The organism is Pseudomonas sp. FFUP_PS_473, assembly GCF_002858665.1.
GTDB classification, from domain to species: Bacteria; Pseudomonadota; Gammaproteobacteria; order Pseudomonadales; family Pseudomonadaceae; genus Aquipseudomonas; species Aquipseudomonas defluvii.
Window position 1 is genome coordinate 60,796 of the sequence record NZ_PJQQ01000017.1, and the last position, 12,398, is coordinate 73,193.

General features: G+C 60.6%; 9 protein-coding genes and 1 pseudogene. 8 read left to right on the forward strand and 2 right to left on the reverse strand.

The annotated features are described in order from the left end of the window. Positions 1 to 30: 30 nt before the first annotated feature. On the reverse strand, positions 31 to 987 hold the full coding sequence (locus CYD26_RS13705; RefSeq protein ID WP_102052840.1) for a glucokinase: 957 nt from the start codon (positions 985 to 987) through the stop codon (positions 31 to 33). Then, entirely contained in the window at positions 984 to 2,810 is a 1,827-nt protein-coding gene (edd, locus tag CYD26_RS13710) for a phosphogluconate dehydratase (RefSeq protein WP_102052841.1), read from the reverse strand. The genes CYD26_RS13705 and edd overlap by 4 nt, the downstream gene beginning before the upstream one ends. Before the next feature lie 266 nt (positions 2,811 to 3,076). Here edd and gap point away from each other — a divergent pair, with 266 nt between their 5' ends. The 8 genes and pseudogenes from gap to arcC all read left to right on the forward strand — a co-directional run bounded on the left by gap (position 3,077) and on the right by arcC (position 12,363). Further along, positions 3,077 to 4,078, forward strand: a complete 1,002-nt coding sequence (gene gap, locus CYD26_RS13715) for a type I glyceraldehyde-3-phosphate dehydrogenase (protein ID WP_099773652.1) — start codon at positions 3,077 to 3,079, stop codon at positions 4,076 to 4,078. 217 nt (positions 4,079 to 4,295) lie between these two features. Then, positions 4,296 to 4,694: a YbaN family protein gene (locus CYD26_RS13720; protein WP_065760158.1), complete on the forward strand. Its 399-nt coding sequence runs from the start codon at positions 4,296 to 4,298 to the stop codon at positions 4,692 to 4,694. 416 nt (positions 4,695 to 5,110) lie between these two features. Further along, positions 5,111 to 6,100, forward strand: a pseudogene (locus CYD26_RS25940) (HAMP domain-containing protein); the annotation flags it as partial. Positions 6,101 to 6,202: 102 nt separating this feature from the next. Beyond that, positions 6,203 to 6,958, forward strand: a complete 756-nt coding sequence (locus tag CYD26_RS25945; protein WP_371917225.1) for a methyl-accepting chemotaxis protein — start codon at positions 6,203 to 6,205, stop codon at positions 6,956 to 6,958. Positions 6,959 to 7,531: 573 nt separating this feature from the next. Continuing rightward, positions 7,532 to 8,959: an arginine-ornithine antiporter gene (arcD, locus tag CYD26_RS13730; protein ID WP_065760160.1), complete on the forward strand. Its 1,428-nt coding sequence runs from the start codon at positions 7,532 to 7,534 to the stop codon at positions 8,957 to 8,959. Between the two features lie 32 nt (positions 8,960 to 8,991). Further along, entirely contained in the window at positions 8,992 to 10,248 is a 1,257-nt protein-coding gene (gene arcA, locus CYD26_RS13735; RefSeq protein ID WP_102052843.1) for an arginine deiminase, read from the forward strand. A gap of 69 nt (positions 10,249 to 10,317) precedes the next feature. Beyond that, entirely contained in the window at positions 10,318 to 11,328 is a 1,011-nt protein-coding gene (locus tag CYD26_RS13740) for an ornithine carbamoyltransferase (RefSeq protein ID WP_065760162.1), read from the forward strand. Between the two features lie 105 nt (positions 11,329 to 11,433). After that, entirely contained in the window at positions 11,434 to 12,363 is a 930-nt protein-coding gene (gene arcC / locus CYD26_RS13745; protein ID WP_102052844.1) for a carbamate kinase, read from the forward strand. Positions 12,364 to 12,398 lie beyond the last annotated feature (35 nt).

The window sequence follows — 12,398 nt, forward strand, 5'->3', positions numbered from 1 at the left end:
GGTCTTGTTGCCCGCTGCACGCTTAGGCCCTCAGGCCTGTTTCTGCTGCAAGGCGACACCGGCACCGAGCAGGCCGGAAAATTCGGCCGTCACCAGCCATACCGGTACATCCTTGAAATAACCGCTCATGCAGCCCTTGTCAGCAAAACACTCGGCAAAACCGCTGTTCAGGAACAGTTCGGCGAAGCGCGGAATCACGCCGCCAACGATGTACACACCACCGCGTGCGCCCAAGGTGAGTACATTGTTGCCCGCCACCCGCCCCAGGAAGCGACAGAACTGCTCAATTACCGAACACGCCAACGGCTCGCCAGCCAGAGCCGCCTCGGTGATCGCAGCCGGGGTCTGCAGCACTGCACGATGGCCATCCAATACGCAGATCGCCTGGTACAAGCGCAGCAAACCGCCGCCACTGAGCACGGTTTCAGCGCTGACATGGCCGATTTCACGCTCGATCTGTTGGCGAATCGCCGCTTCACGGGCATTGCCGACCGGCAGATCGACATGGCCGCCCTCGCCCGGCAAGGCCATCCAGCGCCCTTCGCCCAATGACAGCAGGGTACCAACGCCCAGGCCTGTGCCCGGGCCGATGACCACCGCCGGGCGCAACGCCTCGGCCTGCCCGGCACACACCTCGCGAAACTCGCCGGGCTGCAAACGGGTCATGCCCAGGGCCATGGCCGAGAAGTCGTTGATCAGCAGCAGCTCATCCACCTGCAGGGTCTTGCAGAATGCCTGCCGGCTGAGCCGCCAGTGGTTGTTGGTGAAACGAAACGCATCGCCGTCTACAGGCCCTGCGACCGCCAGGCACACAGCGCCCAAGGCGCCACGCGCCAGGCCATGGTCGCTCAGGTAAGCGTCGATGGCCTGTTCCGGGCTGGTGTAGTCGGCGGTCTGATAGACCTTGACCGAGTGCATCCGATCGTTTTCCCACAAGGCAAAACGGGCATTGGTGCCACCGATGTCACCCACCAGCGCACGCTTCATTTCAGCGCCTCCAGTGAAGCGGTGAAGGCGCTGGCGCCGTGCTGCGCCGAACTCATCGCATGGCGCATGAAGCCAAACAGCTCGCGCCCACAGCCCAGGTCATTGCCGGTTGGGGCTTGCGCCAGAGGCCTTGCCGCCAGCTCGGTCTCATCGACACGCACAAGCAGCGTACCCGTATGACCATCGACACGAATGATGTCGCCATCGCGTACCCGCGCCAGCGGACCGCCATCGAAGGCTTCCGGGCAAACGTGGATAGCCGCGGGGATCTTGCCCGAGGCGCCAGACATGCGCCCGTCGGTGACCAGCGCGACCTTGAAGCCACGGTCTTGCAGCACACCGAGAAACGGCGTCATCTTGTGCAGCTCCGGCATGCCATTGCTGCGCGGCCCTTGAAAACGCATCACCGCGACAAAGTCGCGCTCCAGCTCGCCGGCCTTGAAGGCATCGGCCAATGCCTGCTGATCATGGAACACCCGCGCCGGGGCTTCGACCACCTGATGCTCCGGGGCCACCGCCGAGACTTTCATTACGCCCAGCCCCAGGTTGCCCTGCATGACCCGCAAACCGCCCTCAGGCGAGAACGGACGGGCCAGTGGTCGCAGGATGCTCTCGTCCAGGCTGGCCGTGGGGCCGTCACGCCAGACCAGTTTGCCTTCCTCAAGGAACGGCTCCTGGGTGTAGCGACGCAGCCCGTGCCCCGCAACAGTGTTGACGTCCTCGTGCAACAGGCCGCCATCGAGCAGCTCGCGAATCAGGAACGCCATGCCGCCAGCGGCCTGGAAATGGTTAATGTCGGCCTTGCCATTGGGGTAGACATGCGACAGCGTCGGCACGACTTCGGAGAGGTCGGCCATGTCCTGCCAGGTCAGTTGGATACCGGCCGCCTGCGCAATGGCGGGCATGTGCAGGGTATGGTTGGTCGAGCCGCCGGTGGCATGCAGCGCCACGATGGAGTTGACCAGCGCCTTCTCGTCGACGATTTCACCCAAGGGCATGAAGTTGCCGCTGGCCTTGGTCATCCGCGTGACCTGTTGCGCCGCATAGGCGGTCAGGGCATCACGCAGTGGCGTGTACGGGTTGACGAACGAAGCGCCCGGCAAGTGCAGCCCCATCACTTCCATCAGCAACTGGTTGGTGTTGGCAGTGCCATAGAAGGTGCAGGTACCGGGGCTGTGGTAGGACTTCATCTCCGACTCCAGCAGCTCTTCGCGGCTGGCCTTGCCCTCAGCATAACGCTGGCGTACGTCGGCTTTTTCCTTGTTGGAGATCCCCGACGGCATCGGCCCACCCGGGACGAACATCGTCGGCAGGTGACCGAAACGCAGCGCACCCATCATCAATCCGGGAACGATCTTGTCACAGATCCCCAGGCACAGCGTTGCGTCAAACATGTTGTGCGAGAGCGCCACCGCAGTCGCCATGGCGATCACCTCGCGGCTGGCCAAGGCCAGTTCCATGCCAGGCTCACCTTGGGTGACACCATCGCACATTGCTGGCACACCGCCTGCGAACTGACCGACCGATCCGACCTCGCGCAATGCCTGCTTGATCTGCTCGGGGAAGTGCTCGTAGGGCTGATGCGCCGAGAGCATGTCGTTATAGGCCGAAACGATGGCGACGTTGGCCGAGTTCATCAGGCGCAGGTTCTGCTTATCCTGAGGGGCGCAGCCGGCCACACCGTGGGCAAAGTTGGCGCACTGCAGCTTGGCTCGCATCGGTCCGTCACTGGCGGCCCCGCGAATCAGTTGCAGGTAGCGCTCGCGGGTAGGACGACTGCGAGCGATCAACCGTTCGGTGACCTCAAGGATGCGCGGATGCATGTACTGGACTCCAGGCTAGCGGTGATTGCGACCGGTGCAGCAGTTTCCCTTATCGCCAATCCCCGCCTAGGCTCTTGTACAGGGGATCGGTCGTATCGGGAGGACGACCTGCCAGGTCACTCGTTGTATATCGAACAAAATACTGCCACCAAAAAGGCTTGTTTTCTATTTTTTAGGAATAATCTTGTTATTCCAACAACAAAATCAGATTCAGTGAAGTGTTCACTCGCATCTCGGGCTTCACCTGGTCTGCAAGAGGCAGCTCCATGACCCTACGAATTGCAATCAATGGCTTTGGCCGCATCGGCCGCAACATTCTTCGTGCACTCTATACCCAAGGCTACCGCCAGGACCTGCAGGTCGTCGCCATCAACGATTTGGGGGACAGCGCGATCAACGCTCACCTGCTCAAATACGACAGCGTCCATGGGATATTCGAGGCCAGCGTGGCGTCCGATCAGGAAAGCCTGACCGTCAACGGTGACCGCATTGCCGTCAGCGCCATTCGCAACCCTGCCGAGCTGCCCTGGAAGGCCGAGGCCATCGATGTGGTCTTTGAATGCACCGGGCTGTTCACCGACCGCGCCAAGGCGGCCGCCCATCTTACTGCCGGGGCACGCAAAGTCATTATCTCGGCACCGGCCAAGGGCGCTGACGCCACCATCGTCTATGGCGTCAACCACGACATTCTGCGCCAATCGCACCAGATCATCTCCAGCGCCTCCTGCACCACCAACTGCCTTGCACCGGTGGCCCAGGTGCTGCACCGCGAACTGGGCATCGAGCAAGGCCTGATGACCACGATCCACGCCTACACCAACGACCAGAGCCTTACCGACGTGTACCACAGCGACCCGTTCCGCGCCCGCGCGGCCACCCAATCGATGATCCCGAGCAAGACCGGCGCCGCCGAGGCGGTGGGCCTGGTGTTGCCGGAGCTGGCCGGCAAGCTGACCGGGATGGCGGTGCGGGTACCCGTGATCAACGTGTCGCTGGTCGACCTGACGGTGAACCTCAAGCGCGAGGCGAGTGCCGAGGAGGTCAACGCCCTGCTCAAGGAAGCCAGCCAACACTCGAAGGTCCTCGGTTACAACAACCTGCCGCTGGTTTCCTGCGACTTCAATCACAACCCGCTGTCATCGATTTTCGACGCCAACCACACCAAGGCCAACGGCAAGCTGCTGAAGGTGCTGGCCTGGTACGACAATGAGTGGGGCTTCTCCAACCGCATGCTGGATAACTGCCTGGCGCTGTGCAACGCGCAATGAGTCGATGCAGGCGATAACAACGCGAAGGGGAGCGCCTCCCTTTCGCGGCCCGCAGCCATACCCCTGCCGCACCTGCCCACCCTGTAAACACAGGCAGCCAAGCCAAGACGTGCTGGATCTTCATCGCCAAAGGCCGCAAACTGCGCGACGAAGCTCCCTTCAAGCCCGCTATCGCCACTGACGGCAACCGGGCCCTACCCGCACAGTCAAAGCGCCCATGCCTCGCCCACCCGCCTCCAAGTTGTCCCGCCTGATGTTCGGCCTACTGGCTTATACAAGCCTGACTATTGGCCTGATTGCCATTTTCGTTCCCGGCCTGCCGACCACCGAGTTCATTCTGCTCGCTGCCTGGGCCGCCACCCGCAGTTCCCCGCGCCTGAGCCACTGGCTGGAAAATCACCGCCTGTTCGGCCCCATGCTGCACAACTGGCACAACGGCAAGGTGATAACCCGCAAGACCAAGTTCAGCGCCTCCGTGAGCATGCTGCTGTGCAGCGCACTGATGCTGGTAATGCTCGAACATCGCTGGCCGCTGTTTTGCGCCCTCGCGGGCATGGCCCTGGTCAACCTGTGGATCTGGTCACGCCCGGAACAGGTTTCTGTGACAAACAGATGACCGCCCACCGCATACGACTAAAGTCTAACAAGGCCCTGCCGATACACCGATATCGCTGAACTCATCTGGCGAACAGCGCCGAGCAACTCGGCTTTTCAACGACCCGTTCATTTGCGAGTACGTTCATGTTCGACACGCTTTCGATTCGTCTGAAAATCGTTCTGCTTTCCGGCCTCTGCCTGCTGGGGGTCGTTGCCCTGGTCGTCAGCATCAACCTGTACCAGTCACACGACAGCGATCAACTGGTCGATAAAGCCAGCAGCACCATGCTCACCCGCAACGTACAGGCGTTGCTGCAAGCGCGGGCGGGTGAAAAGGCCGAGTTGCTCAAACGCACCTTCAGCAACAAGCTGACCCTGGCCACTGGCGTCAGCGACCAGGCGCTGGACCTTCGCAAGCTGGGCCAGGCCCAGACGATGGACGCGGCCAGTGTGCGCGCCGCACTGAGCCAAAGCCTGGCGACCGCGTTCAATCGCAACACCGACATCCTCGGCCTCTGGCTGGTGTTCCAGCCCAATGCGCTGAACGGCCGCGACAGCGCGTTCGTCAATACACTGGCAAATGGCGGCAACGACAGCGGGCGCTTCGCCACCTATTGGAGCCGCGCCCAAGGCACCGCGCTGAACACACTGATTGTCGAAGACGACCTGGCCAAAACCGAGCTCAACCTCAGCGGCACCCCCTACAACAGCTGGTACACCTGCACCTTCAACAGTGCCCAGCCCTGCCTGCTGGAACCTTATGAAGATACCGTCGGCGGCAAAAAAGTGCTGATGACCAGTATCACCGTACCGCTGCTCAGCGACGGCAAGGTGATTGGCGTGGCCGGCGTCGACATGGCGCTGGACGATCTGCAAACCGCTGCCAGCGCCGCCCAGCGTGAACTGTTCGACGGTGCCGGCCACCTGCTGGTCGTTTCTTCAGGTGGCCTGCTCGCCGCCAACAGCAATGACGCCAGCAAAGTCGGCCGAGGTATTGAGCAGGCCCTTGGCCAGGAAGGTCGGCAGGCACTGGAAAGGCTTACCGACAAACGCCCTCACGTCATCGAGCAGGGGACAATGGTTCGCGCCCTGTACCCGGTCGAACCGATCCCGAGCAGCAAACCTTGGGGGGTGTTGATCGACCTGCCAAAAGACGTACTGTTGGCCGATGCCAGTGCCCTGCAAAAGGTGCTGCAAGAGGCCCGTACCAGTGGCACCCTGAAGGTTCTGTTGCTCGCAGCCCTCGCCGGTCTTGGCGGCCTGCTGGTGATCTGGATGACCGCCACCGGCGTAACCCGACCACTGAACAGCGTGGCCGCGATGCTTGAAGACATCGCCAGCGGCGACGGCGACCTGACCCAACGCCTGCACTATGCCCGGCAGGACGAACTGGGACGGCTGACCGGCGGCTTCAACCGCTTCCTCGACAAGCTGCAGCCGATCATCGCCCAGATCAAACAGAGCATCACTCAAGCACGCGCCACCGCCGACCAGTCCTCAGCCATCGCCCAACGTACCAGCGACGGCATGCAGGTGCAGTTCCGCGAAATCGACCAGGTGGCCACCGCCTCCAATGAAATGAGCGCCACCGCCCATGACGTCGCCAACAGTGCCGCAAGCGCTGCCAATGCCGCCCGTGGTGCCGATCAGTCCGCCAAGGACGGCAGTGCAATCATCGAGCGCAGCACCCGTGACATCGCCCTGCTGGCCGAGGATGTCAGCAAGGCGGTTGGCGAAGTCGAAACCCTGGCGGCCAACAGCGAACAGATCGGCTCTGTACTGGAAGTCATTCGCAGCATTGCCGAACAAACCAACCTGCTGGCCCTCAATGCCGCCATTGAGGCCGCACGTGCCGGTGAGAGTGGCCGAGGCTTCGCCGTGGTCGCCGATGAAGTGCGCAACCTGGCCAAGCGCACTCAGGAGTCCGTGGAAGAAATTCGCCAAGTAATCGAACGTCTCCAGAGCAATACCCGCAGCGTGGTCGCAACCATGCATGCAAGCCAAGGCAAGGCTCAGGAGAACGCCGGGCAGATTCATCAGGCCGTCGCAGCCCTTAACCGCATCAGCGAAGCGGTGACAGTCATCAGCGACATGAACCTTCAGATCGCCAGCGCTGCCGAACAGCAAAGCTCAGTGGCAGAAGAGGTCAACCGCAACGTCTCGGCAATCCGTGGTGTCACTGAAACCCTGACCGGCCAGGCGGCCGAGTCGGCGCAAATCAGCAATCGACTCAACACCCTCTCCTCGCAACAGATGGCCTTGATCGAGCAGTTCAAGGTTTGACCCTCTAGCCCATGCTGGCGTCCGCAGCATCGACCTCTGGTCGCATCTGCGCACGCCAGCAAAGCCCCGGCACCGGCAATACCTCCTCCCCGACATACAACCGATAGCGGTTGCCTTCCCCAGCGCCGAGCCTTCGGTCATCCCGCCCTGTCCCGCATTTGTAACGTTGGCGATGCACCCTGAATTAACGGCATTTGTTCCGTGCGTGTTTATAGGTAATGACGCATTCAAACCAGAGCGCTAATAACTGGCGCATCTATACCAACGGCATTAAAACAATAGTTTTGAACAGCACTTGATCTCCATCAACTTAATAGGAATTTCTCCCGACAAAAATTTGCGAATCCCGAAAAAGGGGCTAGCGTCAAATCTCGAATCACCCTAGATAAAATGCTCTAAAAACCCATGAAAGCCCAGCCAGACGGGGCTGCAGCACTTCAAAAACAGACAGGAATACACCGCCTAACTATTTGAACAACAATGGAATGTAGCCATGAACTGACCTGAATCAGTTCATCCAAAAGTCGCCAATTTTATGCTGGCCTCTCTCTTCTCCTGGAATGGAGTTATCCAATGTCTGACGCTCCTGGAAAACTAAAGCTCGGTGCGCTAGTCGCACTTGTGGTGGGTTCAATGATTGGCGGTGGTATCTTTTCACTGCCGCAAAACATGGCCGCCAGCGCTGATGTCGGTGCAATTCTGATCGGCTGGGCTATTACCGCAGTCGGCATGCTGACCCTGGCCTTCGTCTTCCAGACCCTGGCCAACCGCAAACCGGATCTGGACGGCGGGGTGTATGCCTATGCCAAGGCCGGCTTCGGCGACTACATGGGCTTCTCATCGGCCTGGGGTTACTGGATCAGCGCCTGGATAGGTAACGTCGGCTACTTCGTGCTGCTGTTCAGCACCCTGGGCTACTTCTTCCCGATCTTCGGCGAGGGCAACACGCCCGCCGCGATCGTCGGCTCGTCAATCCTGCTCTGGGCCGTACACTTCCTGGTGTTGCGCGGGATCAAGGAAGCGGCCTTCATCAACCTGATCACCACCGTCGCCAAGGTGGTGCCACTGGTGCTGTTTGTTCTGATCACCCTCTTTGCCTTCAAATTGGACATTTTCACCGCTGACATCTGGGGCCGCATGAACCCGGACCTGGGCAGCGTGATGAACCAGGTGCGCAACATGATGCTGGTCACCGTCTGGGTGTTCATCGGTATCGAAGGCGCGAGCATCTTCTCGGCGCGGGCAGAAAAACGCTCGGACGTGGGCAAGGCCACGGTCCTCGGTTTCATTACCGTGCTGCTCTTCCTGGTGCTGGTCAACGTGCTGTCGCTAGGCATCATGACGCAGCCCGAACTGGCCAAGTTGCAAAACCCGTCGATGGCGGCGGTGCTTGAGCACGTGGTCGGTCACTGGGGCGCGGTGTTGATCAGTGTAGGCCTGGTCATCTCGCTGCTGGGCGCGCTGCTGTCCTGGGTGTTGCTGTGCGCCGAAATCATGTTCGCAGCGGCCAAGGACCACACCATGCCGGAATTCCTGCGCCGTGAGAACGCCAAGCAGGTACCGGCCAATGCCCTGTGGCTAACCAATGCCATGGTGCAGATTTTCCTGGTCATCACCCTGTTCTCTGCCAGCACCTACCTGAAGCTGATCTACCTCGCCACCTCGATGATCCTGGTGCCTTACCTGTGGTCGGCAGCCTATGCCGTGCTGCTGGCGGTACGCAATGAAACCTATGAGCAAGCCTTGGCCGAGCGCAAGAAGGATCTGTTCATCGGTGGGATTGCCTTGATCTACGCGATCTGGCTGCTGTACGCCGGCGGCGTCAAGTACCTGCTGCTCTCGGCGTTGCTCTATGCCCCCGGCGTGATTCTGTTCGCCAAGGCCAAGCGTGAAGTCGGCCAACCCATTTTTACCAACGTGGAGAAGTTGATTTTCGCCGCCGTGATCGTCGGCGCCCTGGTGGCAGCCTACGGCCTGTATGACGGCTTCCTGACTCTGTAACCCCCGTATTCGCAACTTGGAGGAAATAAGCCATGTCCACGGAAAAAGTTAAGTACGGCGTACATTCCGAAGCCGGCAAACTGCGCAAAGTGATGGTTTGCTCCCCCGGCCTGGCGCATCAGCGCCTGACGCCGAGCAACTGCGACGAGTTGCTGTTCGATGACGTCATCTGGGTCAACCAGGCCAAGCGTGATCACTTCGACTTCGTCACCAAGATGCGTGAGCGCGGTGTTGAAGTGCTGGAAATGCACAACCTGTTGACCGAAACCATTCAGAACCCCGAAGCCCTGAAGTGGATTCTCGACCGCAAGATCACCCCGGACACCGTCGGCGTCGGCCTGACCAATGAAGTGCGCGGCTGGCTGGAAAGCCTGGAGCCCCGCAAGCTGGCCGAATTCCTGATCGGCGGCGTGGCCGGTGAAGACCTGCCAGAAAGTGAAGGCGCCAGCGTCATCAAGATGTACCGCGACTACCTCGGCCACTCCAGCTTCCTGCTGCCACCGCTGCCCAATACCCAGTTCACCCGGGACACCACCTGCTGGATCTACGGCGGCGTGACACTGAACCCGATGTACTGGCCGGCCCGACGCCAGGAAACCTTGCTGACCACCGCCATCTACAAGTTCCACCCGGAGTTTATCAACGCCGACTTTGAAATCTGGTACGGCGACCCGGACAAGGACCATGGCCAGGCAACGCTGGAAGGCGGCGATGTGATGCCGATCGGCAACGGCGTGGTTCTGATCGGCATGGGTGAGCGTACGTCGCGCCAAGCAATCGGCCAACTCGCGCAATCGCTGTTCGCCAAGGGCGCCGCAGAGAAAATCGTGGTCGCCGGCCTGCCGAAATCCCGTGCGGCGATGCACCTGGACACTGTGTTCAGCTTCTGCGACCGCGACCTGGTCACGGTCTTCCCGGAAGTGGTCAAGGAAATCATCCCGTTCATCATCCGTCCAGACACCAAGAACAGCTACGGCCTGGACGTACGAAGGGAGAACAAATCCTTCCTTGATGTCGTAGCCGAATCCTTGAACCTGAAAGCACTGCGCGTTGTGGAAACCGGTGGCAACAGCTTCGCTGCCGAGCGCGAACAGTGGGACGACGGCAACAACGTGGTGGCCCTGGAGCCTGGTGTGGTCATTGGCTATGACCGTAACACCTACACCAACACCCTGCTGCGCAAGGCCGGTGTCGAAGTCATCACCATCAGCGCTGGCGAGCTGGGCCGTGGCCGTGGCGGCGGCCACTGCATGACCTGCCCAATCGTACGTGACCCGATCGATTACTAAACGACCATCACCCCGGCCACGCCTACCCGGCGTTGGCCGGGCCGATCACCGAATCCAAGGAGAATCATCATGGCGTTCAACATCCACAACCGTAACCTGCTGAGCCTGGAACACCACACCACACGCGAGTTGCGCTACCTGCTCGACCTGTCACGCGACCTGAAGCGCGCCAAGTACACCGGTACCGAACAGCAGCACCTCAAAGGCAACAACATTGCGCTGATCTTCGAGAAAACCTCGACCCGCACGCGCTGCGCCTTTGAAGTGGCCGCCTACGACCAGGGCGCCAACGTGACCTACATCGACCCCAACTCCTCGCAGATCGGCCACAAGGAAAGCATGAAGGACACCGCCCGCGTGCTCGGGCGCATGTACGATGCCATCGAGTACCGTGGCTTCAAGCAGGAGATCGTCGAAGAACTGGCCAAGTACGCCGGCGTACCGGTGTTCAACGGCCTGACCGACGAGTATCACCCGACCCAGATGATCGCCGACGTACTGACCATGCGTGAGAACAGCGATAAACCGCTGCACGACATCAGCTACGCCTACCTGGGCGATGCCCGCAACAACATGGGCAACTCGCTGCTGTTGATCGGCGCCAAACTGGGCATGGATGTGCGCATTGCCGCGCCCAAAGCCCTGTGGCCACATGATGACCTGGTGGCTCGCTGCAAGAAATTCGCCGAGGAAAGTGGTGCACGTATCACCCTCACCGAAGACCCGAAAGCGGCGGTCAAGGGCGTCGACTTTGTCCACACCGACGTCTGGGTGTCGATGGGTGAGCCCGTCGAAGCCTGGGGCGAACGCATCCAGCAACTGCTGCCGTATCAGGTCAACGCCGAACTGATGAAAGCCACTGGCAACCCACGGACCAAGTTCATGCATTGCCTGCCGGCCTTCCACAACGCCGACACCAAGGTCGGCAAGCAGATCGCCGAGCAGTACCCGCACCTGGCAAACGGCATCGAAGTGACCGACGACGTCTTCGAGTCGCCAGCCTGTATTGCCTTTGAGCAAGCGGAAAACCGCATGCACACCATCAAGGCAATCCTGGTGTCGACCCTGGCAGACCTGTAGGCCCTCGGCCTTAAGCACGTGCGGGGGCAGCGCTGCCTGCCCCCGAACGTGACGGTTGCCAAACAGCCAACATGCTTCCTCCCCTTTCGCTAAAAGGACATCACCATGCGTATCGTTATTGCATTGGGCGGTAACGCTCTGCTGCGCCGTGGCGAACCAATGACTGCGGACAACCAGCGCACCAATATCCGGATTGCCACCGAACAGATCGCCAAGGTTCACCCCGGCAACCAGTTGGTCATCGCTCACGGTAATGGCCCGCAAGTGGGCCTGCTGTCGCTGCAGGCGGCGGCTTACACGTCGCTTTCCCCCTATCCGCTGGATGTGCTCGGTGCCGAAACCGAGGGCATGATCGGTTACATGATCGAACAGGAACTGGGCAATCTGCTGGATTTCGAAGTGCCCTTCGCCACCTTGCTTACCCAGGTCGAAGTTGATGCCAATGACCCGGCGTTCAAGCATCCGAGCAAACCGATCGGCCCGGTCTACAGCAAGGAAGACGCCGAGCGCCTGGCCAAGGAGAAAGGCTGGGCCATCGCCCCGGACGGCGACAAGTACCGGCGCGTGGTCGCCAGCCCAAAACCCAAGCGCATCTTTGAAATTCGCCCGATCAAATGGCTGTTGGAAAAGAGCAGCATCGTGATCTGTGCCGGTGGGGGCGGCATTCCAACGATGTACGATGCCAACGGCAAGCTCCAGGGTATCGAGGCGGTGATCGACAAGGACCTGTGCTCGGCCCTGTTGGCTGAACAACTGGAAGCGGACCTGTTGGTGATCGCTACAGATGTGAGTGCGGCGTTCATCGACTACGGCAAGCCTACCCAGAAAGCAATCGCCCAGGCGCACCCGGACGAACTGGAAAAGCTCGGCTTTGCCGCCGGCTCTATGGGACCAAAGGTGCAGGCAGCTTGCGATTTTGCACGCAACACCGGCAAAGTGGCGGTCATCGGATCGTTGGCCGACATTGAAGACATCGTCAAAGGTACTGCAGGCACTCGCGTCAGCACGGCCTCAGCAGGTATCCGCTACCTTTGACCCGTGTGACGGGCGTGCGCGCCCGTCAGTTCTAA